Source organism: Burkholderia sp. LK4, assembly GCF_001043615.1.
Taxonomy (GTDB): domain Bacteria; phylum Pseudomonadota; class Gammaproteobacteria; order Burkholderiales; family Burkholderiaceae; genus Burkholderia; species Burkholderia cepacia.
In genome coordinates this window covers 77,526-102,881 of sequence record NZ_LDUL01000034.1, presented here as the reverse complement: position 1 = coordinate 102,881, position 25,356 = coordinate 77,526, and the positions used below count along the sequence as shown (strand labels likewise).

Here is a 25,356-nt window from a genome sequence, read left to right as displayed (position 1 = left end):
CGGTGGGGGGGCGGCTGCGGGGCAGGGCGCGGCAATCAGCGCGACGCTGGCCCCGCGCCGGAGAAGAACAGGGTGCAAAGCTGGTCGGCGACCCGCTCCAGCGAGCCCTTTTGCGGGTTGAACCACGACTGGATCGAGTTGATGCTGCCCAGGATGTGGATGCGCGCGAGGGGAATGTCCACGTCGTCGCGGAGCCTGCCTTCGGCACGCAGGTCTTCCAGCAACCCGTTCCAGAGCGTCTGGTGATGTTCGCGCCGCACGACCTGCCGTTCGCGGATCGTGTCGGGCAACTGGCCCAGCAGCCGGCCGTGCGCGACCGCGAAATCGCCGTGCATGACGAGGCCGCGCATCTGCCCGAGTACCGCCGCACGGAACCGTTGCTCGGCGGTGGCGCCGGCGCCGAGTGCGTCCAGCTGCTCGTTCAGGTGATGGAGGATGTGCAAGGCACCTTGCTCCATCACCGCTTCGACGAGTTCTTCCTTCGACGAGAAGTGGTAGTAGATGCTCGCGGCCTCGATGCCGGCCTGATCGGCGATGTTGCGCATCGTCGTGGCCGAATAGCCTTGCAGGCCGAACGTGCGGGCGGCAAAACGGATCAGCGATTCACGCGTCTCGCACGTACCGGCGGAATTCGATTTCGATCGTTTGGCCATTCCCCTGGTTGCCTGTACATGGTGAGTCATGTCGACATACTAACAGTAGTTAGGTTGACGCAAGGAGAATCGGAATGCACGAACGGATCGCCGCGCGAAGCAGGCGATCCGTTCGTTGTCCGTCCGGTCGGCGCGGTGCGCGGTTGCGCGCACCGGCCGTGTACCGGTCGTGGTTCGCGTTACAGCGCGCCCTTGAAGAACGGCGCGAGCACGGAAACCGCCTCGTCAACGTATTGCGGGACGTCGTACAGCGACATGTGGTTCGCGCCTTCGACCACATGGAAGCGCTTGTCCGCGCTGGCGGCACGTGCAAACAGGTCGTCGCTCATCCACTTGCTGCCCGCGACGCTGCCGGCCACGATCTGCAGCGGCTGCGTGAGGAATGCTTCAGCCTTGTTGTACGCGTCGTACGTGATGATCTGGTTGAGGCTGCGGGCCGTCATGAAGCCAGGCGCGTTCGGGTGCTCGCAGCGCGGCGTATGGTAGTACTCCCATGCTTCTTCCAGTTCCTTGTTCGGTGCGTCTTCCTTGCGCATCGGCGCGAGCGGCAGCGTGGCCAGTTGCGCGCCCGACGCGTCGCTGGTGCGCGCTTGCGAACCGTGCGCGATGTACGGGATCGCATCGGCGTCCTTCACTGTGTTTTCCCAGCCGTTGCGGAACATCGAACCGATGTTGACCGCGCTGACCGTGCCGAGGGCCTTGATGCGCCGGTCGTTGATGGCCGCGTTGGCCGCGTAGCCGCCGCCCGCACAGATCCCCATCGCGCCGATCCGCTCGACGTCGACGTACGGCAGCGTGGTCAGGTAGTCGACCACCGCGCTGACGTCTTCCGTGCGGATATACGGGTTTTCGAGCTGGCGCGGTTCGCCGGTGCTTTCGCCTTGATACGACGCATCGAACGCGATCGCGACGAGACCGTTCTCGGCCAGTTTCTGCGCGTACAGGCCGGCCGTCTGTTCCTTCACGCCGCCGCCCGGATGAGCGACGACGACGGCCGGGTATTTCGCGTTCGAATCGAAACCGGCGGGAACGTGAATCACGGCGGCAATCGTGACGCCCTGGCCGTTCAGGTTCTTGAAGTTGACTTTCTGCATGATGGGTAACTCCAGTGGTGGGTGGCAACGAGGTGATGTGATGCCATGGTAGGCAAGAAATTGATTCGGATATATGGGCTAAAACAGACTTCAGTGTTAAGCCCGTCTTTACAGAATCTGAGGCGCGCGCTTCGCCACGATGCGTTGCCCAAGGCCGCGATTGTTAAGGCTGGCATACGACTGATGTCAGATTTGCGCGCTTGAGTAATGCCAATCGGCCCCTACGATAGGAGGGTCCGCCGCACCACCGGCCCGGGCCGCGTGTCGCGAGTCCAGCGTCGGTGAGGCGAGCGCCACATCACGGCGGCGTCGAGCCGCACGTTCCACTCCATGCCGCACCGTGAACGCACCGCGTGCGGCAGCCAATCAGGGATTCCCATGACTCAAGCATTTCAGACGCTGTTCCAGCCGCTCACGTTTCCGAACGGCGTCACGTTCCGCAACCGCGTGCTGATGGCGCCGATGACCACCTGGTCGTCGAATCCGGACGGCACCGTGTCCGATCAGGAGCTCGCGTATTACCGCCGCCGCGCGAACGGCGTCGGCGCGGTGCTGACCGGCTGCACGCACGTGGCGGAAAGCGGCATCGGCTTCACCGACGAATTCGCGGCGCACGACGATCGTTACGTGCCGAGCCTGCGCAAGCTGGCGGACGCCGCGAAAAGCGGCGGGGCGCCCGCGATTCTTCAGATCTTTCACGCGGGCAACAAGGCGGTGCCGGCGCTCGTGCCGGACGGCGTGCTCGTCAGCGCGAGCGCGATGAAGGCGCCGCCCGGGCCGTTCAACAGCGGCGAACTCGAGAGCCGCGCGCTGACCCACGACGAAATCGGCGAGATGATCCGCGCGTTCGGCGAAACCACGCGACGCGCGATCGAAGCCGGTTTCGACGGCGTCGAGCTGCACGGCGCACACGGTTTCCTGATCCAGAATTTCTTCTCGCCGCGCTTCAATCAGCGCACCGACGCGTGGGGCGGCTCGCTCGAGAACCGGATGCGTTTCCCGCTTGCGCTGGTTGCCGAACTCAAGCGCGTGATCGCGCTGCATGCGGATCGTCCGTTCGTGCTCGGCTACCGGATCTCGCCGGAAGAACCCGATGCGGACGGGTTGCGCATCGGCGATGCGCTGACGCTGGTCGATCGCCTGATCGTGGCGGGCATCGACTACATCCACGTGTCGCTGACGGACCTGCTGAATGCGAAACCGCTCGATGCGAGCGACGAGCGCCGCACGATCGAGCGCGTCGCCGACATCGTGCAGGGCCGCGTGCCGCTGATGGCGGCTGGCACGATCAGGACGCCCGCAGAGGCGGAAGCCGCGCTTGGGCTGGGCGTGTCGGTGGTGGCGGTGGGCAAGGGGCTCGTGATGAATCCCGGCTGGGTCGAGCATGCACAACGTGGCGACGCTGCCGCGATCAATACGCAGTTGAATCCGTCCGATGTGCCGCGGCTCGGGATTCCCGACAAGCTGTGGGGTGTCATCGACGCGACGACCGGCTGGTTCCCGGTGCAGCGCGACGCGCGTTCGGCCGCCTGACGCAGCGATGCCGCTGGCGGGGCAACCCGGCGGCGGCATCGGTCGCGGCGCGGCCGCGGCGCCTACAGCGTGAGCTGCAGGCTAGGGCGAATCTCGAGCTCATTGATGAGCACACCCGGCGGTTGCGCAAAGCTGTACACCAGCGCGCGGGCGACATCTTCGGGCAGCAATGCACCGATCGCGTCGCGACGCTCGCGCATCGCTTCGGCCGGGACGTTGTGCCCCCATTCGGTATGCACGGCACCGGGGTAGATCAGCGACACACGGATGCCGTCGCCGGCCAGTTCCTGCCGCAAGCCTTCGCAAAAGCCGCCAACCGCGAACTTGGTCGCGCAGTACACGGCCCAGTTCGGTGCCCCCGTCTTGCCGCCGACGCTGGACACGGTAGAAATCATCGCGCCCGCGCGACCCTTCATCAACGGAATGGCCGCGTGCGTGCAATGCAGCATGCCGTACAGGTTCGCGTCGATTTGCGTACGCCATTCATCGGGCCGGCTGTGTTCGAACGCGCCGGCGATGCCCATGCCCGCGTTGTTGAACAACAGATCGAGCCCGCCGAAATGCGTGCGGACGGTGTCGAACAGCGCGGCGACCTGGGCGGCGTCGGAGACGTCCGCCGCCACGGCAAGCGCCGCATCGCCCAGCTCGGCGGCGAGCGTGTCGATCCGTTCCTTCCGGCGCGCGGTCAGGACGACCTTCATGCCTTCGGCAACGAGCAGGCGCGCGGCAGCTTCGCCGATGCCGCTCGACGCACCGGTAATCACGGCGATCTTGCCGTTCAGTTCCTGCAACTTCATCCGTGTCACCTCTTACATGAAGTACGGCTTGTCGCCGTCGCTGCCGGGCTGGTTGACGCCGAGGTTCTCGCCCACGTGCAACTCGGGCGCAGCGACGATCCGCACGATCAGGTCGCCCACGCTCTTGCGCGACACCACGGTGCCCTTGAACGGTTCGTTCCTGCCGGTGAGTTCGTAGTCGACTTCATCCTCGTCCGTCAGCCAGGCCGGGCGCAGGATCGTGTATTGCAGGCCGGACGCCTCGATCGCGTCGGCCGAGCGGCGGTACGGCTTGAGGTCTTCGCCGATGATCGCGTTGTTCCAGTCGCCGAACTTGCCGGGCACTTCGTCGTAGATGCCGAGCGACAGCACGAAGACGAGACGCTTGACGCCCGCCGCCTGCATCGCCGCGATCACGCTCGCCGCCTGCGTGTCAAGGTTCGCGCCGGCAAGGTTCGCGTAGACGATGTCCTGCCCTTGCACGGTATTCAGCAACAGCGCCCGGTCGAGCACGTCGCCGGTCACGACTCGCGCGTTCGCCGGCGTATCGCCGAGATTTTTGGGGTTGCGCACCAGCAAGGTCTGACGGACATTCCTGTCGGCCGCGAGTGCGTCGATCACCCAGCGGGCGATCTGGCCGTTTGCGCCCAGAATGAGGACGTGCTTCACGAGATGACTCCTTTTACGATGATTGCGATGCGTCGGCCGGCATGCGGGCCGGCGCGCACGCGGCGCGCCGGATCTCCCGGCACGCCGGCCGAGCCCGTCATGCGCCGATATAGGCGCCGTTGTCGACCACCAGCACGCGGCCGGTCACGGCCCGGCTCAGGTCGCTGGCGAAATAGAGGATCGCGTTGGCCTGGTCGTCCGGCTGGGTGAAGGGCAGGTCCTGGTTCGCGTACTTGCCCGCGTATTCGACCATCGTCGTGCCGCCCGGCAGTTCGCCTGCCGCCCAAGCCTGGGCCATCGGCGTGTCCGTATTGCCGGGCGCCACCGCGTTGCAGCGGATGCCGGTGCCCGAGAAGCGCACGGCGATGTTGGTCGTCATCGTGTTGACCGCGCCCTTGGTCGACGTGTAGGCCACGCCGCCGACCGGCAACGAGCCGTTGATCGACGTGACGTTCACGATCACGCCTTCGTTGCGCGGCAGATAGTGCTGGATCGCTTCGCGGCAGAAGCGGAACACGCCCGCGTAGTTGACCTGCACGACCTGGTCGAAGTGCTCGTCCGAGCACTCCTCGATGGAAACCATGTCGCCGTAACCGGCGTTGTTGACCAGGATGTCAACCTGGCCGAAGGCGTCGATGGCCTGCGCGAAGACCGTCTTCGGCGCGCCCGGGTCGGCCGAGTCGGCCAGCACGCCGATGGCCTTGCCGCCCGCCGCGACGATGCCGTTCACGGCCGCGTCCAGGTCGGCCTGCTTGCGCGCGGTCAGCACGACATTGGCGCCTTCCTGCGCGAACAGTTGTGCAGTCGCGAGGCCGATACCCTTGCTGGCGCCGGTGATGATGGCGGTCTTTCCGGAAAGCAGTGATTTCATGGGAAATGATTTCGTATGGTCAAAAGAAAACGGGCGTGTGCCACGCCCGTCCGGTGAGTGGCGTCGTGGCCTGCCGTGACGCCTAGAGGGTTTCCTTGAAGAAGGGCACGACCTTCGCCATCGCGATGCCGACCGGTTCGGGTTTGTCGTACAGGTCGTAGTGCGACCAGCCCTCGGCCACGACGATCCGCTTGTCCTTCGACGCCGCGCGGCCGTAGATCTCCCAGCCGTCGCGATACGCGCCGAAGCCGCCCGGCTTGTCGCCAATTACGACCAGCAGCGGCTGGGTCAGCAGCACTTCGGCGTTCAGGAACGCATCCCAGCCCATCGCGGCGCTGCTGAACGACATCAGCTGGCTCGTGGCGCCATTCGGCTGCTGGCCGCGTGCGGTCTTGTAGTACTCGGTGGCTTCGAGCACGTCGATGTCGGTGATACCGGCCTGCTTGCCGGCTGCCACGGACTCGGGCAGCAGGTTGGCGACGTGACGTTCGCCGCCCTGTGCTTCGGCGGTACGCATCGACGCCATGTTGTCGAGGAACTCAACCGGCTTGAAGGCGGCGAAACCTTCACGGATCAGGCGGCCGTAGTTCACGCCGGTGATCGACACCAGCGCCTTGATACGGTGGTCGGTAATGCCCGCATGCACGGTATAGGCGCCGCCTCCGCACACGCCGATCGCACCGATACGGCCGGCGTCGACGTACGGCAGCGACTGCAGGTAGTCGACCGCGAAGCGGATGTCGGACACGCGGATCGACGGATCTTCGATGAAGCGCGGCAGGCCGCCGCTCGCACCCTGAAAGCTCGCGTCGTGCACCAGCACGACGAAGCCTGCCTCGGCCAGCCCCTTCGCGTAGATGTTGCCGGCGGTCTGCTCTTTGCAACTGCCGATCGGGTGCGTGCTGACGATGGCCGGGTACTGCTTGCCCTCGTCGAAACCCGGCGGGAAATAGAGATCGGCGGCCGTGTCCCAGCCAAGGTTCGGGTAGGTGACGGTCTTGATCGGGCTTGTACTCATGAATTGCTCCAGTGTGACGGGCATGGCGGCCTGGTTCGCGCCCTGCGAGGACTTGCTTCGACGCGCGTCGGGAAAGCGGCGCGAGCGCCGAGGCGGCCGGGGTAGCGCATGGCGGCACGTCGTACGGCGACGTGGGGTTCGTTCCAGCACGCGTCGTGTACCGGTTTGCGTGGCTGGCGATGTGAGACTGCGAATCGTCGCTCTGTCGGCGATGCGTGCTGTCAGGTTCAAATGGTAGGAACCGAATCCACCATCGACAAGCGCCGCCCGGCTACTACACATGTAAGTCCCGCTTAACAATGCAGGAACCGGCTTGTCCCCCTGGAAGGTGATGCCCTGCGGCGCACGTGCTTCCTATCATCGGTCTCGTCGTTCGCCCTCGCGAACGCGACGACAACGATCACAACCGACAGGAGACATGTCCATGACATTCAGCGTGTCGTGCCGGCCCCGGCATCGAGCCGTGGCCGCCGGCCATCCGGCGAGGACCCCATGACTTCAACGACCGTGACAAGCCAGGCATTGCACCTGGAACGCACGCCCGTGGACGGTGCTTGCCCCGCGTGCGACGCGACGATGCTGGCGCGCTATCCCGTGCATTCGGAGGGCGGCTGGTTCGATGTCGTCAAATGCCAGGCATGCCTGCATTCCATCCGGCGCGAGCCGGCGTCCCGGCTCGGGCCCGTGCTGCGCCTGCTGTCGGACACCCTGTAGGAGAGAACCCGGATGATTGCTATCGATGTAGGCGGTACGTTTACCGATGTGGTCTCGTTGCGCGACGGCCGCATCGAGACCGCCAAGATCTCGACGGACTATGACGACGTGACGAAACCGATTCTCGCCGGCGCGCGCGAATTGAACGTCGCCGATGCCAAGGCCTTCAACCACGCCAGCACGCACGGCCTGAACGCTGTCATCACGCGCCGGCTGCCGAAGATCGGATTCCTGACGACCGAAGGCCACCGAGACATTCTCGACATGGGGCGCGTCTGGCGTCCCGCCTCGGCGATCCTCGATCCACGGTGGCGCCGCAGCTTCGGCGACGCGACGCGCCCGCTGGTGCCGCGCTACCTGCGCCGCGGCATCCGCGAGCGGATCCTCGCCGACGGCTCAGTGCTGTTCCCGCTCGACGAAGCGCAGGCGCGCGAAGAGCTGGAAGTGCTCAAGCGTTGCGGTGTGACCGGCGTGTCGATCTGCCTGCTCAATTCATACCTGAATCCCGCCCATGAAGTGCGTCTCAAGGCGCTCGTGCGGGACGTGCTCGGCGACGTCGCCTGTTCGATCTCGAGCGAGGTTTCGCCGCTCGCGCGCGAGTATCCGCGTGCGTCGACGACCGTGATCGACACTTTCATGAAGATCATCTACGCGGACTACACCGAGCGGCTCGAGAACGGCCTGAAGGCGGCAGGCTTCGGCGGCGAGCTGAACTTCGCGGACTGCGCGGCGACGCTCGTGCCGGTGCGGCGCGCGATGGAGCAGCCGTACCGCATCGTGTTTTCCGGCCCCTCGGCGGGCGCGATCGGCAGCGCGCACTTCGGCGCGATGATCGGCGAGCCGAACCTGCTGTGCGCCGACGTCGGCGGCACGTCGCTCGACATCAGCGTTGTCACGGGCGGCGCGCCGTTCGTCAACACGTCGTTCGAGCTCGAGCACGACATGGTGGTGAACGCACTCGCGATCGACGTCACGGCGATCGGGGCGGGCGGTGGCAGCATCGTCGCGATCGGGCCGGCCGGCGAGATCCAGGTCGGGCCGGCGAGCGCCGGCTCGACGCCGGGGCCGGCCTGCTACGGTCGCGGCGGCACGCAGCCGACCACTACCGACACCTTCCTGATGATCGGCGTGATCGACGAGCACGGCTTCGCGAACGGCGCGATCAAGCTCGACCGCGCGCTGTCGCGGCAGGCTTTCGAGCATCTCGACACGGGGTTCACGCTGGCCCAGCGCGTGCGCTACGCGTACGAGATCGCGATCCACAACATCGCCGAAGGGCTGCTCAACGTCGCGATCAAGAACGGCATCGATCCGCGCGATTACAGCCTGATGGCGTACGGCGCGGCCGGGCCGATGCTGTTGCCGGGCGTGCTCGACACGCTCAAGTGCAAGCAGGTGATCGTGCCGCCGAATCCCGGTTTGTTCTCGGCGCTCGGGTTGCTGTCGGCCGACCAGGTGTTCACCGCGAGCCGCAGTCACTACGCGATCCTCTCGGCGGAACTCGCGCCGCAGGTCGACGCGCTCTTTGCAACGATGGAAGCGCAGCTGCGCGAAGGGCTCGATGCGGGCGCACGCGTCACCTTCGAGCGCAGCTTCGACGCGCGCCTGGCCGGCCAGAGCTGGGAGACGCCGTTCGTGCCCGCGCCGAACGGCACGATCGACGCGGTCGCGATCGACACCATGATCGCCGCGTTCCACCACAGCTACGAGACGCGCTCGGGCAACCGCTTCGAAGCTTTCCCGGTGCAGGGCGTGACGTTCCGCGTGCGCGCCGTGCTCGAGACGCCGAAGGTCGCCTATCCGGAGCTGCCGGCGCGCGGCGCCGAACCGCTGCGCCCGGCGGGCCGCACGACGCTGCGCTACCTCGGCGACCTGTCCGACGCGAGCGGCGAAGGGCGCCAGGACGCGGCCGTCTATCACCGCGATGCGCTGCGTCGCGGCGACGTGATCGACGGCCCGGCCGTCGTCAACGAAGGCTTGTCGACCACGCACATCGGCGCGCGCCAGACCGCGACGGTGGGCCGCTTCGGCGAAATGCTGATTCGCAACAAGGAATGAGCGCACCATGAATCTCCTGACCGATATCGCCGCCGCACCGCGCGCCGGCGACACCCATGCGCGCATCCGCACGCTGTCCGACGCGCAATTCCTGGAGCGGTACGCGTGTGAGCGCTTCACGGCATCCGTGCTGATCAACCGGCTGCGCTACGCGGTCGAGCACATGTCGACCGGTTTCATGCGCGAAGCGTTCTCGCCGATCATCCGAGACTGGTACGACTTCGCGTGCACCCTGAGCGGGCCGCCGGAGATGGACTACCCGATGCCGGTGGTCAGCAACAGCCTGGTCGTGTTCCTCGGCACGATGGGCGACGCGGTGCGCAACGCGGTGCAGGAATACGGGCCGCACAACCTCGAACCCGGCGACGTGCTGATCTGCAACGACCCGTACCGCGTCGGCACGCACGTCAACGACGTCTGCTTCATCCGCCCGGTGTTCGTCGACGGCCGGCTGGTGTCGTTCGTCAACATGCGCGCGCACCAGCTCGACATCGGCGGCGTCGTGCCGGGCGGCTTCTCGGCAACCAAGCGCAACGTCTACGAGAACGGCCTCGTGATTCCGCCGATGCTGCTGTGGTCGAAAGGCAAGCCGGTGCGCTCGACGTTCAGCCTGATCTTCGACAACTCGCGCTTCGGCGGCCTGCTGCTGCCGGACTTCCACAGCATTGCCCATCAGCTGGAACTGGGCGAGCGGCTGGTGCGCGAAAACATCGCGCGTTACGGCCTCGAGGCCTATTTCGGCAGCCTGGCCTACGCGTGCGACGTATCGGCCGAACGCATGCGCGACGCGATCGGGCGGATTCCCGACGGCGACTACACGGGCTCCGCGCTGATCGACGCGGACGGTGTCGACGCCAGCGTCGACTATCGCGTCAACATCACGCTGCGCAAGCGCGGCCACCGGATCGAGGCCGACCTGTCAGGCAGCTCCGCGCAGGCGCGCTCGTCGATCAACTGCGGCATTCTCGATGCGAAGACGGCACTCGGCGTCGCGCTGACGCTGTTGCTCGACCCCGAGGCGCCGTTCACCTCCGGCACCTGGCGCGACATCGACCTGGCCGCGCCGGCCGGCACGCTGCTGACGTCGCTGCCGCCCGACGGCGCGATCATGATGTTCTGGGAGAGCAGCGGCGCGCTGGTCGCGGCGATCCTCAACGCGCTCAACCCGGTGCTCGCCGAGAACGCGGTGGCGGGCGACTACGGCTCGACCAGCACGCACAACGCCTACGGCGTGACACGTGCCGGCACACCCTGGGCCAATGTCTGCCAGTGCGGCGGCGAGCACGGCCCGTGGGGCGCGACCAAGGAGGCGGACGGCGACAGCTACACCGTGCTGCTGACGCTCAACAACCTCGACCCGGCGACGGAATCGATCGAGGCCGATTCGCCGGTCGTGCTGCTGCGCAAGGAGCATGCGATCGACGGCGGCGGCGCGGGCACGCATCGGGGCGGCGCCGCGCACCTGAAGGACACGCTGTGGCTGACGGCCGCCGAGCACCACAGCTCGCCGTTCCGCACGCGCGAACCGAGCGGTGTCGGCGCGAACGGCGGCAGTGCGGGGCCGTGCGGCGGCGTCTGGTTCTTCCCGCCCGCGAGCGATGCGGACGGCCGCCCGAACGCACTGCTCGGCATCGGCCCGGACGTCTATGCGGCCAGCACGCCGGTCGCGGGCGTGCTCGATCCGCAGAGCAAGGTGCTCGACCCGCAGCGGGGGCGCTACCACTACTACGGTAGCCAGCCGGTGTGGCGGACCGAACCGGGTGCGATCTCGCGCTACATCACGAACGGCGGCGGCGGGTGGGGCGATGCGTTCGCGCGCGATCCGGCGAAGGTGCTGGCCGACGTGCGCGACGAGTACGTGAGCATCGCGGGCGCGGCGCGCGATTATGGTGTCGTGGTGGTGGGCGATCCGCTTCGGGACCCGGAAGGGCTGCGTATCGACGAAGCCGGCACGCAACGCCTGCGCGCGGCGCGCTGACGGCGTTCGCACGTGAAACGTTCACACGTGCATGGCCGGATGCGTCAGATCGGCGAGCCGGCCGTGCGCGGGTGGCATACAGGAAAACACCAGCTATCAAAGGTCGCCCCGACTACCTAACATTTGATCGGTTCGGTTTCCGGTTCCGGCGTGACGCCCGTGCCGGAACCGGCATTCGATGAATCCACCCTGTTGGGGCAGACGGAGGCGAGCTTGTCCGGTGCGGCAATCAGATCGACCCATCCGCTCGACAGCCTGATCGGCGCGATCGGGAGCGCCGCGTTTCCCGAGCGGTTCGGCGCGTCGCTGCACGCGCTGTGCGGCGCGGAGCTCGCGTTCATTTTCCGGATCGTCGACGCGCGCCCCGTCGAATTCGTCTCGATCGGCTGCGACGGGTCCGACCGTGTCGAGCACGTGCGCAACACCTATCTCGGCGGCCGATGGTGGCAGTTCGACGACGAGATCAACGAACTCGCAACGAGCGGGGGCGACGATTGCCGTCTGCTGAAGACCGACTTCAAGCTGTCGGCACCGCCGCGCCTGCGGCAGACCCTCTACGGGCAACTGAACATCCGCGACCGGGTGCTTATGGGCGGCCGCGTCGACGGTCATCCGCTCGTGCTCGGCGTCACGCGCCCGGAACAATACGGTCCGTTCGCATCGCGTCACGTGGATGCGCTGGCCGACCGCGCCGCGACGATCCTGTCGATCGTCGCCAGGCATTACGACCTCGCGATGCGCGCGCGCCGGCTGCCGAGCCTGCTGACCGACCTCGCCGAGATCGAACGGCAGATCGCGCTGTCCGGCGAACGGCTGACCGCGCGCGAATCCGAGGTTTGCGCGCGCTATCTGTACGGCCTGCCGACGTCGGGGATCGCGGCCGATCTCGGCATCGGCGCGGAGACCGTCGTCACGTATCGAAAGCGTCTGTATGAACGATTGTCGATCGGCAGCCACCGGGAACTGCTGCTCTGGTATCTGAATCTCTGCAGCTGCCTGCAATGAAGGCCTGCGCGGTGTCGCAGCTCCGCCTTTTCGCTTCCAATGCCCGTTATTCCGAAGCACGGAACGGTATCGCCGCGCGAATTGACTTGTCTGCACGCTGGAATCAGGCTGCCTCACATTGCGTCCAGCCGCCGTGCTGCCGGGGCCGCCCGCGACCGATTCGGGTTCAGGGGCAACGGTCAACAGAACGCGCGCTGCCTCCGGGCCGTCATTTGATCTGCTTCTGAACCAGCGCGATCACGGCACCTGCCACGGAGATGATCGCGATCCGACCCGGACCCAGATGCCGGCCAAGGTCAGGGCGATCATCGATTTCCTGGTGGAGAAGCGGGAAGCCATCGCGGCCTCGCGCGTTCGAGCGTCGGCGGTACCCGGTCGTTGACCGTCAACCCGCGAGACGCAGGCCGGGTGTCGCCCGGTGCAGCCAACGAAACCACCCCGATGTACGGAACGTCGAAACGCGCCGAATTGACACCCGGCAGCCCACCCCCTGTAATCGAACGATCAGGGAGGGGAATCGTGCGATGTCCGTCGCGCGTTTTCCAGAGGGTTGACGACCGCGAACGTGTGCACTTGCAACGTTCGACCACCAGAGGCGACGATCATGATCGACGGACTGACCGTCCGCGTCGCGGCGAAACATGACGAAGCCGCCGACATCTGCAGTTTCGAACTGGTTCACGTCGAAGGCCTGCCGCTGCCGCCGTTCTCGGCAGGCTCGCATATCGACTTGATCGTGCCCGGCGGGCCGACGCGCCAGTATTCGCTGTGCAACGCGCCCGACGAACATCATCGGTACCGGATTGCCGTGCTGCGCGACCCGAAATCGCGCGGCGGGTCGGCCGGCATGCACGATCGCGTGAATGCCGGCGACATGCTGACGATCAGCGCACCGAGGAATCACTTCGCGCTCGCGCATGACGCGACGCACAGCCTGCTTCTGGCGGGCGGCATCGGCGTGACGCCGATTCTCTGCATGGCGGAACGGCTGGCGCGCATCGATGCGTCGTTCGACATGCATTACTGCACGCGCTCACGCACGCGCACGGCCTTTCTCGACCATATCGCGCACGCACCCTATGCCAGCCGAGTGCAGCTTCATTTCGACGACGAAGGCGAAAACCAGCGCTTCGATATCGCAGCACGGCTCGCGGCTCCCGCGCCCGGCACGCACCTGTACGTATGCGGCCCGAAGGGCTTCATGGACGCCGTGCTGACCACCGCGCGTGCGAGCGGATGGCCGGAAGCGCAACTGCATTACGAGTTCTTCGCGGCCGACGCGCGACGGACCGATCGGGATGGCCGGTTCGAAGTCGAGATAGCAAGCTCGGGCAGGGTGATCGTCGTCGAGAAGAACGAATCGGTCGTGCGGGCACTCGCGAAGGCCGGCATCGCGATCGAAACGTCGTGCGAGCAGGGGGTGTGCGGGACGTGCGCGACCCGTGTGCTCGCGGGCGAACCCGAGCACTTCGATCTCTGCCTGACGCCCGACGAACGCGCGGCGAACGACCAGTTCCTGCCGTGCTGTTCGCGGTCGAAATCCGCGCGGCTGGTTCTGGATCTGTAACGAGCGTGCGTCGACGGCCAGTTCCGGCTCGTCGCACCGGATGCGAAATGCAGTGCGCCGCGCGAACCCACCGGGAGGTCTGCGGCGGATTCGTGCGGCGCGGTACGTCGACACGGCGATCGGAGTCGCCGCGATGCGTCAGAACTTGTGCCGCATCGCGATGCGAAGCGCGACCTGGTGATTCGACGTCGACGGTGTCAACTGGTTGATCGACGCAACGGCGCTGCGGCCGGTCGAATCGGTTCCGCTTGCACGCTGATACGTGCCGACGAAGTAGACGTCCGTACGTTTCGACAGGAAGTAGTCGGCGCCAACCGAAGCCTGGTTGTAGTGAGCGCCCCCGACCGCATCGGCGCCGCTGTTCTTCGTATAGACATAGTTCGCGCCAACTATGAATGCGGGCGTTATCTGATACTTCACGTTCAATTCCGCGTTGTTGAATTTCGCGGTACCGCCGATCCCGCCGGCCGGCACGGGGCCCGACGTGGTATCGCCGAGATGGCGGAACTGCGTATTCGAATACGTCGCGCCCAGGGTCAGCGAACCGATCGTATAGGCGGCACCCGTGCCGATCACCTGCAGCGTATGCGCCGATGCATACCCCGAAATCACCGGCGATGCGCCGAAGTTCGAGCCGGGCACCTCGTTGACCGTCGCGGCGACGGTTCCCCCCGATCCGTAGAAGGACGTGTTCGGGTTCCGCACGTTGAGGTAGCCCGCGCCCAGCGAAAGCGGGCCGTTCGCGTAGCTGGCGCCGGCCGACCAGATCTGGTTGCGCCCGGTGCGGCCCGGTACGCCGCCCAGCGAATAGAGCGCGGTCGCGGTCACGCCGTGAAATACCGGGCTGGTGTACTTGATCGCGTTGTTGACGCGGTTGGTATTGTTGAAGTTGTCGTTGTCGGACGGATGGGCGGCGAGGTAGCCACCCCATTGATCGCCCGCCTCGAGCAGGCCGACCGAATCGACGACGGAGTCGTATTGACGCCCGAGAGTGACGACGCCGTACGGGCCGGAAAGCCCGACATAGACCTGCCGGCCGAATTCGAGACCGCCCTGGCCGAGCTTGCCGGTATTGACGTCAAAGCCATTTTCCATCACGGCCACGACGCCGTAGCCACCGCCGAGATCCTCTTTCACGCGCAACCCCCAGCGGCTTCCGTTCAGCACGCCGCTCGCGAGGCTGTAGAGGTGATGGCCGGATGCGTTGCTGACGTAGTTGACCCCTTCGTCGAGGATCCCGTACAACTGCACGCTGCTCTGCGCATGTGCCGTGCCGCAGGCGCACCCTACCGCTGCGCAAAGCGCAATCGTCTTTCTCATTGAACGTCTCCAAATTTCTTCTGAATTTACGTGTCGTGACGTAGCAATCAGCGGACGATAAAATGATTTGGACGACTAAATGAACTGACTCGATGGAGGTCTTTTTCCAACCACCTGTCCATCCGGCTCGACCGAACCTGCAACGTCCCGCTGCAGCAACGTTCGGTGATTAGATGCGTGGCCGATATCACCGTCAATCGGTCTGGCGATCCGATTCCGTGCAGTGAAACTGGCGTGCCGCGAGGCCCTGCGCCCCGCGTGGAGACCCTTAAGGGTAAAGCCGCAGCGCGCGGTCCCGAGCGCATTTTGCCGCGATTGTGCGGCGTTGCGAGCGATATGTCGTGGGGGATGTGGGGGAGATCGATCGCCGGCGTATGCATGCCTGCGACCGATCGTGGAAGGGTGATCGTGCAGCGCGTTCGAAGCCGTCGTTACTTCACGAGGTGAATTCTTCGTCCGGATTCGGCGGATGCCGACGGTGCATCAATGCGCACGGTGCCGCCGCCTTCGACGTTTTCCTTTGCGATCCGCATCGCCTGGTCGAACTGCGTGCCGGTCGCGACGTGACGATGATCGACGCTGACCAGCCATCCGCGTCCGCTGTGGCACCAGCGTATCCGCCGCTCGTCCAGCAACGCGGCGAACCATCGCCACAGCGCAGCGTCTTCCGCATTGGCGCTGTCACGCGCTGCCGCGCGCGCGCCCATCATGCTCGATAAGTAATTCTCGGTTCGTCGCTTCTGCATTGTCTGAGCCTCGCGATGAGCCAGGCTGGCCCGTCGATTCCGGCATCGTGTCGCGCGGATCGCCGACGAAGCCACCATTGACCACGCTTTCCACCACGACCCAACCATGCCGTAGCGCCAACAGTGTCGGTTCGACCGTCGCGCCGTCAATACCGCTTGCCCGATGATTCCGTACTTCGGAAAGCAGGTCGGGAATGTGGAATCCGGCCCGCCGGACGGGTCATGCGTGCCGGACGAAAAGGCTCGACGCCGGCGTTCCGAGGTACGGAACAACCGCCGGCATCGCGTTGACGCTCCCCGGTGCGCCGCACACGATGAATGCCGATGAGCGTCGCATCGTCCGGCGGCCGGGCTCGTTCCGGGAGAGACGCCTATCCGGATGTCCCGTCGATACGCCGGCGCGACGCACGAGCACTTCAATCCGTCACGACGACGCATCCGGATCACGTGAACGACGCCGGCGCGTGCGACGTGACCCTCGACCTTGTCCATTCATGAACCACGCAGAACTCGCGATTCCGGGCGGTTCGGCCGATGCCCGCCAGGGCGGCGACGGCCGCGCACTTTCCACGCTCATTCGCCCCGGCGACACGGTGATGTGGGGCCAGTCGCACGCCGAGCCGGTGACGCTGATGCGCGCGCTGGTCGCGCAGCGGCACGACCTGAAGCGGATTCGCCTCTTTCTCGGCATCGGCCTCGCCGACATACTCGCGCCCGAACATGCCGACGCATTCGATTTCCTCGCCTACTGCGGCAGCGGCGCGAACCGTAAGCTCGCGCGCGCGAATGTGCTCGACATTCTCCCCGCGCACTATTCGCAACTGCCGGAGCTGATCCGCAGCGGCGCGTTGCGGATCGACGTCGTGATGCTGCAGGTCTCGCCGCCGGACGAGCACGGCCGCTACAGCCTCGGGCTCGCGCGCGAGTACCTGGTCGAAGCGGTGAAGCATGCACGGTCGATCGTCGCGGAAGTGCACCCCGACGTGCCGTGGACCTATGGCGGGACCTACCTGCGCGCAGCCGACATCGATTTGCTGGTGGCGTCGGACGCGTCGTTCCCGGAAACCGTATCGACAGCGCCCGGGCCGGTGGAACAGGCGATCGGGCAGCACGTCGCATCGCTCGTGGAAGACGGCGCGACGCTGCAGACGGGCATCGGCGCGATTCCGGATGCGGTGATGGCCGCGCTTCACGACAAGCGCGACCTGGGCGTGCACAGCGGCAGCATCGGCGACGGCATCGCGACGCTGTGCGAAGCCGGCATCGTGACGAACGCGCGCAAGACGATCGACACAGGCGTCACTGTCGGCGGCGTCATCATCGGCTCCGCGCACGTGCGCCGTTTCGCGCATCGCAACCCCGCGCTCGAGTTGCGCGGTACCGAATACACGCACAATCCGCACGTGCTGCGCAGGATCGATCGCTTCGTCGCGATCAATTCGGCGGTGGAGGTCGACCTGACCGGGCAGATCAACGCCGAGGTCGCCGTTGGCACGTACGTCGGTGCGATCGGCGGCGTCGCCGATTTCCTGCGCGCGGCACAGGCCAGCCGCGGCGGCGTGCCGGTCGTTGCGCTGCCTTCCACCGCGGGCGTGCACAGCCGCATCGTGAACCGGCTGTCGGGGCCCGTCACGGTGCCGCGCAGCGATGCGTGCGTGATCGTCACCGAATACGGGATCGCCGATTTGCGCGGCCTGTCGCTCGCGCAGCGCATTCCGAAGATGATTGCCATCGCCCATCCCGATCATCGCGAGCGGCTGGAGCGCGACGCCCACGCGCTCGGCTGAACGGGACCGCGCGACGCATCGCCTCCCGCGCGACCCGCCGTTTCGATCCGCCCGAAGTGCCGATTCGATTAATCGAAATTGGACGGATCGCCCGACACGCGTACCCTGAAAACAAAATGTTCACGGAGACGATCAAGATGGGCAATGCAAACGGGCCGCTTGCGGGAATCAGAATCGTGGAACTGGGCGGCGTCGGGCCGGTGCCGTTCTGCTGCATGCTGCTGTCGGATCACGGTCGAATACGTGCGCAAGTGCGACATGAATCGCGACTACCCGTACGAGGCCTATGAAAAGATTGCGAAGCAGGGCTGGCTCGGCCTGCTGATTCCCGAGGAAGAGGGCGGCTCGGGTGGCGACATCTTCGATTATTCGTTGATGGCCGAAGGCCTCGGCAAGTTCGGTTTCGACTTCGCGTGCTCGGTGCTGGTGCCGACGTTCACTGCGATGAACATCACCAAGTTCGGCACGCCGGAGCAGAAGAAAAAGTACGTGCAGGCGTTCATCGACGGCAGGATCCGTTTTTCGGTATCGATCTCCGAGCCCGATGCAGGTTCCGATGCGGCGAACACGAAAACGCGCGCACGCCGCGACGCCAACGGCGACTGGATCGTCAGCGGCCAGAAGCTCGGTGCAGTGGCGCGGCCGCGAAGGACACCGCGATCGCGATGCTGTGCGCACCAGCACGGACGACAAGCGCAAGGGCCTGTCGGTGCTGCTGATCCCGAACGACACGCCGGGCGTGGTGATCAACAAGCTGCCGACGCTGTCGCGCCATGCGACGGGCACGACCGAAATCTTCCTCGACGAAGTGCGCGTGCCGGCCGATGCGCTGCTGGGCGAAGAGGGGCAGGGCTGGAAGATCATCACCGAACACCTCGAACTCGAGCGTTGCGCGGTGGCGGCAGCTTACACGGGCAATGCCCAGCAGGCCGTGACGACGGCCACGCGCTACGCGCACGACCGCATCCAGTTCGACCATCAGCTGTACGACTTCCAGGTGATCCGCCACCTGCTCGCCGACTGCCAGACCAAGGTCGATGCAGCGCGCCTGCTGTGCTATCGCGCGGCGCGGATGGCGGCCGGTCGCCACGTTCGCTCCAGTCGGGAGGCACGGGGAGATCTTTACCGTTGCAGAACGTGCCTGCCGGCTTTTCATTGAGTCGAGATAGCGGCGGTTGCGGTATTTGATCCCGTATGCGTCGTCGATGCTGTCATTCAGAGCATCTGCCACTGGCTCAAAGCCCACGTCTTGCGTCATGCCGGCAACGCGAATTCTGCCAGCCCGCTTCTGCAATGCAGCCTGATACCAACGGGACGCCTGCCCGTTGTAGGCTCGCACATAAAGATCGTCGCTCGAGGCGATCGCCGCAAGGCCATCCTTTGACCATGATGTCATTCGAATACCTCGGCACGATGGGTGGTGGGAAATCAACCGGGGCGTCGCGCAAGAACGTCCTTCACGACGGGGAGCGCTGTAAAAACATTTGGCCAGCCAGCATAAAAGGCCAGCTGCGTCATGACTTCCGACGCCTGTTCCGCGGTCAAGCCGTTATCCATGGCGCGGTTCAGGTGATAGGTGAGTTGCGCGACCTGTCCTGTTGCGACCAGAGCGCTCACGGTGACAAGGCTGCGATCCCTTGGTGCCAGACCGGGTCTTAACCACAGATCATTGAACAGCGTGTCGCGGGTGAACTGAACGACCCCTGGCGACACCAAGCCGAAATTCTGCTGTACCGTGCTTTCTCGCTGGGCCTCCGCAGCCTTGTCGAGCGGGAGCATTTCGACTGTCGCGGGCGGCAGCTGCTCTACAGTGATTCCACGTCTCTGAAATACGGCACTCGTCACTTGCGCAGCAGCGGTGGCGTTGGCCCAACCGGAATAAAAGGCGAGGTGAGCGATGATTTCTGAAATCTCGCTGGGCCTCAGTCCACTGTCGAGCGCGAGATCGAGGTAAAACGGCAACTCTGTGCTCTGATTGCGGGCAATCAGCACCGAGAGCGTCACGACACTTCGATTCCGTGCAGACAACTGCGGACGTTTCCACAGATCACCGAGCACCACAGCGTTCGTATAGTGCTCCAAGGCAGGCGAAACGTTGCTCATGGCGGCAAACGATGTCGCGGATGTTGAGCGATCCAGACTGGTCATTTCAGGTTTCCTTTCTAGCTGCGAGCAGGCCGAAGTGCCGAGCGCCAACGACAGTATCGCCACAACAAACATCCTCATCGGCGTGTACTCCATCAGTTCCGCCCACATTGAACCATTCGATCACCGCGACACCGCTCAACGGCGCTGCAAGGCGCTCTCATTTGGCCAGAAATCGCGCCGTAGGCAGCAGGGGCAGATAAGCATTGCGCCATACCCGAAATCTAGCGCGCCCCGTTGCATGCGACTAGGCGATAGAATCGGCAAACACCTATGACTCGAGTTCATCAATGCGTCGCGAAAGCTACAACGACCTTCTTGCGCTGATCGCCGTCGCGCGCGAGCGCAGTTTCACGCGTGCCGCAGCGCAGCTCGGTGTATCCCAATCTGCCCTGAGTCATACCATCCGGGCGCTTGAAGCCCGGCTGGGTATGCGACTGCTCACCCGCACGACCCGCAGCGTGGCGCCGACTGAGGCGGGCGAACGCCTCATACGGAACATTGCACCCCGCTTTGAAGAGATCGATTCCGAACTGGCGGCAGTGTCGGAGTTACGCGGCAAACCAGCAGGCACGATCCGTATTACCGCGACCGACTACGCGACACAGACGATCCTGTGGCCCAGGTTGTCACCGGTCCTGCATGACTATCCGGATCTCAAGGTGGAAATCATCACCGACTATGGCCTCTCGGACATCGTGGCCGACGGGTACGACATCGGGGTTCGACACGGCGATCAGGTGGCGAAGGACATGATCGCCGTTCGGCTGGCGCCAGCAATGCGCATGGCGATTGTCGGTGCGCCGCAATATCTGAAGACACGCGCGTTGCCCCAAAAGCCTCAGGATCTCACCGCACACAGCTGCATCAATCTTCGATTGCCGACTTTGGGTGGCTTCTACTCGTGGGAGCTGAGGAAAGGCAGTCGTGAGGTGCAGGTTCGCGTCGATGGACAACTCGCTTTCAACGGGACCTACCAGATGCTGGCTGCGGCGTTGTCGGGGTACGGTCTGGCATATGTTCCCGCGGATCTTGCCCAGCCGCACGTCGAAGCAGGTCGCCTCGTGAAAGTATTGGATGAATGGTGTCCCACTTTCCCGGGGCTGCACGCGTGCTATGCGACCCGACGTGAGTTCTCAGGCGCGTTGACTGTCGTGATCGACGCGATCCGCTATCGCAAGGGCGATCCGGGCCGCGAATAGTCGAATTCATGAATGTGGTTCATGAGGTTTTGCCGTTTTACGTACTTTACCGCTAGATACCTCCGCTCTACCATGTTCCATGCAAATGGCGCGACTGGCGTCAGTGGGCACGTCCCTTCACGGCGTGCGCGCAACGGTAACGGCAGGCGCAGCCTGCATGGAGATGATCAGAATGGACTACCGATATCTGGGGCGCAGCGCCCTGAAGGTTTCGCCCCTGTGTCTGGGGACGATGATGTTTGGAGGCGAAACGGACGAAGCAACCTCTCGCCGGATCATCGACAAGGCGTTCGATCAAGGGGTCAATTTTCTTGACACCGCTGACGTCTATCACGCGGGTCGATCAGAGGAAATCGTCGGTCGCGCGATCGCAGAGCGTCGGGACGACTGGGTCGTGGCGACCAAATTCGGGTATCCGGCTTCGGCGAACGCTCGTGCAAACGAGCAGGGGCAGTCACGCAAATGGATCTGCCAGACGGTCGACGCCAGCCTGAAGCGCCTCGGCACAGACTACATTGATGTTCTCTATTTCCATCGGTCGCTCGTCGACGCACCGCTGGAGGAAGGGGTTCGTGCCATTGGCGACCTCATTCGACAGGGTAAGGTGCGTTACTTCGGTCTGTCCAACTTCCGCGCCTGGCGTATCGCGGAGATCGTGCGGCTTGCGGATCAGTTGGGCATTGATCGCCCCGTTGCGATCGAGCCGGTCTACAACATGGTCGACCGTACCGCCGAACTCGAACTGATGCCTGCGGCTGGACACTATGGCATCGGCGTCGTGCCCTACAGCCCGCTCGCGCGAGGCATCCTGACTGGCAAATATGCGATCGATGGCACACCGCCGTCCGACTCGCGCGTTGCACGCGGCGACAAGCGCATCCAGCAGACCGAGTGGCGTCCTGAGTCGCTTGCCATCGCGCAGAAGGCCGCGGCGCACGCCGCTGAGCGCGATACCACCTTAATTGCGTTCGCGATCGCATGGGTACTCCGCAATAAGCTCGTGAGTTCTGCCATTGCTGGGCCGCGCACGGAAGCGCAATGGGACAGCTATAAGGACGCACTGACGCTACAACTGGGAGCAGATGATGAAAAGTTCGTCGACAGTCTGGTTCCGCCCGGCCATGCGTCGACTCCCGGCTACACCGATCCCAACTATCCGGTTGAAGGCCGACGCGTCGGTTGATCCGTCCGTGCGGATCGCCGCGAATGCCGAACAGGTGCATATGTGACAGCTCCCGTCGTAGGAGCAACGCACATCATTGCTGGCGCCCGTATCCGTACCGGGCAGAGGAAAGCGTCTTGAACATCACTTTTGAAAACAAGGTCGCACTCCTCACGGGTGAGGGCTCCGGGTTGGGTCTCGCGACGGCAAAGGCGTTCGCTTCGTTGGGAGCCGTGGTCGTGCTGGCAGACTGGAACGTCGAAGCAGTGCAGTCAGCCGTCGACGCGTTGAGGACCCAAGGGTCCAGAGCCCTTGCTGTGCAGTGCGATGTGTCCGATGACGCCAGGTGCAAACAATGATCGCGCAAACCGTGTCGGCTTTCGGTCGACGCGATGTCGCCTACAACAACGCCAGTGTGCAAAATGTTCTCGCTGAAACTGCAGATTTTCGGCGAGACGATTATGACCGTGTCATGTCGATCAATCGTAAGCGCTCCATTATCGGCGTCTACCCAGCGGCGCTCTGAGCGAGGAGCATAGGTGTCCACCTATTTGGGAGGTGGACACCTATGGCTGACAAAGACTCTAAGTTGAGAGTGGTTCGTCAAAACAGCGACGGCCGTCGCCGCTACGACGAGAAGGGCAAACGCGCATTGGTCGAAGCGGCGTTACGCCCGGGCGTGTCGGTGGCTCGCCTGGCGCAGGAGCACGCGATCAACGCCAACCTGCTGCGCAAGTGGATTTCGAAGTATCTGCTCGAGCGCGAGAAAGGCCTCGTGCCTGCGTCGCAAGATAACGACGCTGACGGGCGCGAATTGCCCCCCGCCGTTGAGGTGATCGATGGCGTGGCTATCGATCACCCAGGTTCGCTCAAGCGCATTTCGGCCACTGCACCACCATCTGCGTTCGTGCCGGTCGTTTCGGCGCCGTCGTTGACATCGCCCACACCACCCTCAGCATCGATGACGCTCGCGTTGCATGTGCGTCTATCCAACGGTGTCGAGATTGAGCTCGGCAAGGCTATCGCGACCGTCGACGAACTGACGACCTTGGTTCAGATCCTGGGGAGGATGCCGTGTTCCGGCTCGACGAAAGCTTGAAGGTCTACCTGCACCGCGATCCGGTCGACTTCCGCTACGGCATGAACAGCCTGTCGATTCTCGTCGAACAGTCGATGCGACTGAACCCGATGGATGCTTCGCTCTACGTGTTCGGCAATCGGCGTCGTGATCGCATCAAGATCCTCGGCTGGGATGGGAACGGCTTCTGGCTGCTGATGAAACGCCTCGAGGCCGATCGCTTCACCTGGCCAGACAAGAAAACCGAAGTCGTGACGATGACGACGGACCTGCTGCACGCGTTGCTCGACGGTGATGACATTACCACGATCCAGCGGCATCCGAGACGCGAATATCATCGCGTCAGTTGAACGCGGGATCGGCATGTCTGTCGAATCGGCATGCCGATCCAGGTCACCATCACCGCCGACGAACTTGCCGCGCTGCTCGCGATACGCGAAGCGTATGGTTCGCTTCAACGCGAGCATGAAGAAGTTCGCGGCACGCTGCGTCTCGTGACGGCGGAACGCGATCTCGCCGAGGAGCGGCTGCGCGCCTATCGACACGAATTGTTCGGCGCCAAAAGCGAAGCGCGAGCCTCGGAACAGCTAGGTCTGTTCAATGAAGCCGAAGCGCTGGGCACAAACGCGACGCCGGCGCAGGAAGACACTCCGGAATTGACGGTCGCTGCGCATACGCGCAAGAAGCGCGGCCACCGCAAACCGCTCGATCCCAACCTGCCGCGCGACGTCGTGCGACACGAACTGCCCGAAGCTGAACGTTTCTGCGCAAACGATGGGTACGCGCTTGTCGAGTTCGGCGTGGATATCAGCGAGCAGCTCGATGTGATCCCCGAGCAGCTTCGCGTGATCCAGCACCAGCGCGTCAAATACGCGTGTCCGTGCTGCGATCTCGGCATCAAGGTCACGCCGGCGCCGCCGCGCATCATCCCTCGCGGACTGTTGAGCGAATCAGCACTCGCGTGGATTGCCACCGGAAAGTACCAGTTCGGCATGCCTCTGTATCGCCAGGCCGGCCTGCTGCGGCGTTTCGGCGGCGACATCTCGTCGAACACGATCGCCGCCAGCATGGTCCGCGTTGGCCTCGCGACGCAGCCCGTGATTAACCTGATGCGCGATGCGTTACTCGATGCCGAGCTGATCTACTGCGACGAGACGACGCTCCAGGTGCTGAAGGAGGAAGGCCGCCGCCCCAAACGAAAAGTTACCTCTGGGCGCAAATGACCGGTTCGGGTGTCCCCATCCGCTGCTTCACCTATACGCCGGGGCGCGGCACCAAGCTGGCCGACAAGCTGTTCACCGGAATCCACGAAGGCGCGGTCATGATGACCGACGGCTACGAGCCCTACAACGACATCGCTCAACGTCACCAGCTCGTGCACCTTGGATGCTGGGTGCACGTGAGACGGTACTTCGTCAAAGCGGAGGACAGCGTACCGAAGGCAGCGCGCACGCCCGATCTGCTTGCGACACGCTTCATCAAGCTGATCGGAAAGCTGTTCGCTGCCGAGACACGTAGTGAGACGTGGCCGTCGCAGCGACGACAGCGATTGCGACGACGCTACAGTGCACGCGTACTCGACGCTATCCACGCGCTGATGCTCGAGCAGTCAGCCGGCGTCGTACCGAAAAGCCTGCTCGGCAAGGGACTGACCTACTTGCGCGCGCAATGGCCGAAGTTGATCCGCTACCTCGAGAATGGGGACTGGCCCATCTCGAACAATCCATGCGAAAACGCGATTCGCCCGTTCTGCGTTGGGCGCCGCGGATGGCTGTTCTCGGACACCGTCGACGGCGCAAACGCGAGTGCCAATCTTTATACGCTCGTCGAGACCTGCAAGGCCAATGGTATCGATCCGTACCGATACCTCACTTGGCTGTTCCAGCGTCTGCCACGAGCGAAGACCGCCGACGACTACGATGCGCTGCTTCCATGGAAGATGCCGGCCGATCTCCGCTGATCACAAATCACGCCTCCTGT

At 64.5% G+C, this 25,356-nt stretch carries 24 protein-coding genes and 3 pseudogenes; 16 read left to right on the top strand and 11 right to left on the bottom strand.

The genetic code is table 11. The features are described from left to right. Nucleotides 1-35 precede the first annotated feature (35 nt). Both VK92_RS18720 and VK92_RS18715 read right to left on the bottom strand, forming a co-directional pair. The gene (locus VK92_RS18720; protein ID WP_048027089.1) at nucleotides 36-653 is read right to left on the bottom strand and encodes a TetR/AcrR family transcriptional regulator; all 618 of its coding nucleotides are present in this window, start codon (nucleotides 651-653) and stop codon (nucleotides 36-38) included. 179 nt (nucleotides 654-832) lie between these two features. Beyond that, entirely contained in the window at nucleotides 833-1,747 is a 915-nt protein-coding gene (locus VK92_RS18715) for an alpha/beta hydrolase (RefSeq protein ID WP_048027088.1), read from the bottom strand. Between the two features lie 378 nt (nucleotides 1,748-2,125). Between VK92_RS18715 and VK92_RS18710 the strand changes: the two genes are divergently transcribed. Further along, entirely contained in the window at nucleotides 2,126-3,280 is a 1,155-nt protein-coding gene (locus tag VK92_RS18710; protein WP_048027086.1) for an NADH-dependent flavin oxidoreductase, read from the top strand. Nucleotides 3,281-3,342: 62 nt separating this feature from the next. On the opposite strand, the gene VK92_RS18705 is transcribed toward VK92_RS18710, so the two are convergent. From VK92_RS18705 to VK92_RS18690, 4 genes are all read right to left on the bottom strand, one after another. Continuing rightward, complete coding sequence (locus VK92_RS18705; protein ID WP_048027084.1) at nucleotides 3,343-4,077, bottom strand: SDR family oxidoreductase; 735 nt, start codon at nucleotides 4,075-4,077, stop codon at nucleotides 3,343-3,345. Nucleotides 4,078-4,089: 12 nt separating this feature from the next. Then, nucleotides 4,090-4,725, bottom strand: a complete 636-nt coding sequence (locus VK92_RS18700) for an SDR family oxidoreductase (RefSeq protein ID WP_048027082.1) — start codon at nucleotides 4,723-4,725, stop codon at nucleotides 4,090-4,092. Between the two features lie 97 nt (nucleotides 4,726-4,822). Continuing rightward, a complete protein-coding gene (locus VK92_RS18695; protein WP_048027080.1) occupies nucleotides 4,823-5,596 on the bottom strand; it encodes an SDR family NAD(P)-dependent oxidoreductase in 774 nt (257 codons plus the stop codon). Nucleotides 5,597-5,678: 82 nt separating this feature from the next. After that, nucleotides 5,679-6,614, bottom strand: coding sequence for an alpha/beta hydrolase (locus VK92_RS18690; protein ID WP_048027684.1), 936 nt, complete (start codon nucleotides 6,612-6,614; stop codon nucleotides 5,679-5,681). 492 nt (nucleotides 6,615-7,106) lie between these two features. Between VK92_RS18690 and VK92_RS18685 the strand changes: the two genes are divergently transcribed. The 5 genes from VK92_RS18685 to VK92_RS18665 all read left to right on the top strand — a co-directional run bounded on the left by VK92_RS18685 (nucleotide 7,107) and on the right by VK92_RS18665 (nucleotide 13,936). After that, the gene (locus VK92_RS18685) at nucleotides 7,107-7,328 is read left to right on the top strand and encodes a hypothetical protein (RefSeq protein ID WP_048027079.1); all 222 of its coding nucleotides are present in this window, start codon (nucleotides 7,107-7,109) and stop codon (nucleotides 7,326-7,328) included. Nucleotides 7,329-7,340: 12 nt separating this feature from the next. Beyond that, a complete protein-coding gene (locus tag VK92_RS18680) occupies nucleotides 7,341-9,386 on the top strand; it encodes a hydantoinase/oxoprolinase family protein (protein WP_048027077.1) in 2,046 nt (681 codons plus the stop codon). A gap of 7 nt (nucleotides 9,387-9,393) precedes the next feature. Continuing rightward, nucleotides 9,394-11,364, top strand: coding sequence for a hydantoinase B/oxoprolinase family protein (locus tag VK92_RS18675; RefSeq protein ID WP_048027075.1), 1,971 nt, complete (start codon nucleotides 9,394-9,396; stop codon nucleotides 11,362-11,364). Nucleotides 11,365-11,577: 213 nt separating this feature from the next. Further along, a complete protein-coding gene (locus tag VK92_RS39045; protein ID WP_131723220.1) occupies nucleotides 11,578-12,369 on the top strand; it encodes a helix-turn-helix transcriptional regulator in 792 nt (263 codons plus the stop codon). 604 nt (nucleotides 12,370-12,973) lie between these two features. Beyond that, nucleotides 12,974-13,936 carry a PDR/VanB family oxidoreductase gene (locus VK92_RS18665; protein ID WP_048027074.1) on the top strand — a complete coding sequence of 321 codons (963 nt, stop codon included), beginning with the start codon at nucleotides 12,974-12,976 and terminating at the stop codon, nucleotides 13,934-13,936. Nucleotides 13,937-14,074: 138 nt separating this feature from the next. On the opposite strand, the gene VK92_RS18660 is transcribed toward VK92_RS18665, so the two are convergent. Continuing rightward, complete coding sequence (locus VK92_RS18660; RefSeq protein WP_048027073.1) at nucleotides 14,075-15,256, bottom strand: porin; 1,182 nt, start codon at nucleotides 15,254-15,256, stop codon at nucleotides 14,075-14,077. Nucleotides 15,257-15,687: 431 nt separating this feature from the next. Beyond that, complete coding sequence (locus VK92_RS43005; protein WP_226143604.1) at nucleotides 15,688-16,080, bottom strand: hypothetical protein; 393 nt, start codon at nucleotides 16,078-16,080, stop codon at nucleotides 15,688-15,690. 416 nt (nucleotides 16,081-16,496) lie between these two features. On the opposite strand from VK92_RS43005, the gene VK92_RS18650 reads away from it, so the two are divergent. Further along, complete coding sequence (locus VK92_RS18650) at nucleotides 16,497-17,789, top strand: acetyl-CoA hydrolase/transferase family protein (RefSeq protein WP_082163752.1); 1,293 nt, start codon at nucleotides 16,497-16,499, stop codon at nucleotides 17,787-17,789. 144 nt (nucleotides 17,790-17,933) lie between these two features. Further along, a pseudogene (locus VK92_RS43535) lies at nucleotides 17,934-18,239 on the top strand (acyl-CoA dehydrogenase family protein); the annotation flags it as partial. Here VK92_RS43535 and VK92_RS42995 read toward each other — a convergent pair. Beyond that, nucleotides 18,155-18,358 carry a hypothetical protein gene (locus tag VK92_RS42995; RefSeq protein ID WP_231616462.1) on the bottom strand — a complete coding sequence of 68 codons (204 nt, stop codon included), beginning with the start codon at nucleotides 18,356-18,358 and terminating at the stop codon, nucleotides 18,155-18,157. The pseudogene VK92_RS43535 and the gene VK92_RS42995 overlap by 85 nt on opposite strands. A gap of 101 nt (nucleotides 18,359-18,459) precedes the next feature. Here VK92_RS42995 and VK92_RS42990 point away from each other — a divergent pair, with 101 nt between their 5' ends. Next, nucleotides 18,460-18,948 (top strand): acyl-CoA dehydrogenase family protein, encoded by a 489-nt coding sequence (locus VK92_RS42990; protein ID WP_231616461.1) that lies wholly within the window; start codon nucleotides 18,460-18,462, stop codon nucleotides 18,946-18,948. Between the two features lie 18 nt (nucleotides 18,949-18,966). On the opposite strand, the pseudogene VK92_RS40250 reads toward VK92_RS42990, so the two are convergent. Both VK92_RS40250 and VK92_RS18640 read right to left on the bottom strand, forming a co-directional pair. Then, nucleotides 18,967-19,185 (bottom strand): annotated as a pseudogene (locus VK92_RS40250) (DUF2255 family protein); the annotation flags it as partial. Nucleotides 19,186-19,217: 32 nt separating this feature from the next. After that, nucleotides 19,218-20,045: a carboxymuconolactone decarboxylase family protein gene (locus tag VK92_RS18640; RefSeq protein ID WP_338390906.1), complete on the bottom strand. Its 828-nt coding sequence runs from the start codon at nucleotides 20,043-20,045 to the stop codon at nucleotides 19,218-19,220. A gap of 179 nt (nucleotides 20,046-20,224) precedes the next feature. Here VK92_RS18640 and VK92_RS18635 point away from each other — a divergent pair, with 179 nt between their 5' ends. From VK92_RS18635 to tnpC, 7 genes and pseudogenes are all read left to right on the top strand, one after another. Further along, the gene (locus VK92_RS18635) at nucleotides 20,225-21,136 is read left to right on the top strand and encodes a LysR family transcriptional regulator (protein WP_048027072.1); all 912 of its coding nucleotides are present in this window, start codon (nucleotides 20,225-20,227) and stop codon (nucleotides 21,134-21,136) included. 172 nt (nucleotides 21,137-21,308) lie between these two features. Further along, nucleotides 21,309-22,319 (top strand): aldo/keto reductase, encoded by a 1,011-nt coding sequence (locus VK92_RS18630; protein WP_048027673.1) that lies wholly within the window; start codon nucleotides 21,309-21,311, stop codon nucleotides 22,317-22,319. A gap of 116 nt (nucleotides 22,320-22,435) precedes the next feature. Further along, complete coding sequence (locus tag VK92_RS42520; protein ID WP_053077822.1) at nucleotides 22,436-22,657, top strand: SDR family NAD(P)-dependent oxidoreductase; 222 nt, start codon at nucleotides 22,436-22,438, stop codon at nucleotides 22,655-22,657. Next, nucleotides 22,654-22,824: a hypothetical protein gene (locus VK92_RS42515; RefSeq protein WP_197094496.1), complete on the top strand. Its 171-nt coding sequence runs from the start codon at nucleotides 22,654-22,656 to the stop codon at nucleotides 22,822-22,824. The genes VK92_RS42520 and VK92_RS42515 overlap by 4 nt, the downstream gene beginning before the upstream one ends. Nucleotides 22,825-22,866: 42 nt before the next feature. Then, a complete protein-coding gene (locus VK92_RS18620; RefSeq protein ID WP_048027071.1) occupies nucleotides 22,867-23,397 on the top strand; it encodes a transposase in 531 nt (176 codons plus the stop codon). Beyond that, entirely contained in the window at nucleotides 23,394-23,726 is a 333-nt protein-coding gene (gene tnpB / locus VK92_RS18615) for an IS66 family insertion sequence element accessory protein TnpB (RefSeq protein ID WP_165589095.1), read from the top strand. The genes VK92_RS18620 and tnpB overlap by 4 nt, the downstream gene beginning before the upstream one ends. Before the next feature lie 30 nt (nucleotides 23,727-23,756). Continuing rightward, nucleotides 23,757-25,336: pseudogene (gene tnpC / locus VK92_RS18610) on the top strand (IS66 family transposase). Nucleotides 25,337-25,356 lie beyond the last annotated feature (20 nt).

Bases quoted from the DNA above. Each gene is read 5' to 3' on its own strand.
- VK92_RS18720 (WP_048027089.1), bottom strand. From the start codon at position 653: ATGGCCAAACGATCGAAATCGAATTCCGCCGGTACGTGCGAGACGCGT.
- VK92_RS18715 (WP_048027088.1), bottom strand. From the start codon at position 1,747: ATGCAGAAAGTCAACTTCAAGAACCTGAACGGCCAGGGCGTCACGATT.
- VK92_RS18710 (WP_048027086.1), top strand. From the start codon at position 2,126: ATGACTCAAGCATTTCAGACGCTGTTCCAGCCGCTCACGTTTCCGAAC.
- VK92_RS18705 (WP_048027084.1), bottom strand. From the start codon at position 4,077: ATGAAGTTGCAGGAACTGAACGGCAAGATCGCCGTGATTACCGGTGCG.
- VK92_RS18695 (WP_048027080.1), bottom strand. From the start codon at position 5,596: ATGAAATCACTGCTTTCCGGAAAGACCGCCATCATCACCGGCGCCAGC.
- VK92_RS18690 (WP_048027684.1), bottom strand. From the start codon at position 6,614: ATGAGTACAAGCCCGATCAAGACCGTCACCTACCCGAACCTTGGCTGG.
- VK92_RS18685 (WP_048027079.1), top strand. From the start codon at position 7,107: ATGACTTCAACGACCGTGACAAGCCAGGCATTGCACCTGGAACGCACG.
- VK92_RS18680 (WP_048027077.1), top strand. From the start codon at position 7,341: ATGATTGCTATCGATGTAGGCGGTACGTTTACCGATGTGGTCTCGTTG.
- VK92_RS18675 (WP_048027075.1), top strand. From the start codon at position 9,394: ATGAATCTCCTGACCGATATCGCCGCCGCACCGCGCGCCGGCGACACC.
- VK92_RS18665 (WP_048027074.1), top strand. From the start codon at position 12,974: ATGATCGACGGACTGACCGTCCGCGTCGCGGCGAAACATGACGAAGCC.
- VK92_RS18660 (WP_048027073.1), bottom strand. From the start codon at position 15,256: ATGAGAAAGACGATTGCGCTTTGCGCAGCGGTAGGGTGCGCCTGCGGC.
- VK92_RS43005 (WP_226143604.1), bottom strand. From the start codon at position 16,080: ATGGTGGCTTCGTCGGCGATCCGCGCGACACGATGCCGGAATCGACGG.
- VK92_RS18650 (WP_082163752.1), top strand. From the start codon at position 16,497: ATGAACCACGCAGAACTCGCGATTCCGGGCGGTTCGGCCGATGCCCGC.
- VK92_RS18640 (WP_338390906.1), bottom strand. From the start codon at position 20,045: ATGTGGGCGGAACTGATGGAGTACACGCCGATGAGGATGTTTGTTGTG.
- VK92_RS18635 (WP_048027072.1), top strand. From the start codon at position 20,225: ATGCGTCGCGAAAGCTACAACGACCTTCTTGCGCTGATCGCCGTCGCG.
- VK92_RS18630 (WP_048027673.1), top strand. From the start codon at position 21,309: ATGGACTACCGATATCTGGGGCGCAGCGCCCTGAAGGTTTCGCCCCTG.
- VK92_RS42515 (WP_197094496.1), top strand. From the start codon at position 22,654: ATGATCGCGCAAACCGTGTCGGCTTTCGGTCGACGCGATGTCGCCTAC.
- VK92_RS18620 (WP_048027071.1), top strand. From the start codon at position 22,867: ATGGCTGACAAAGACTCTAAGTTGAGAGTGGTTCGTCAAAACAGCGAC.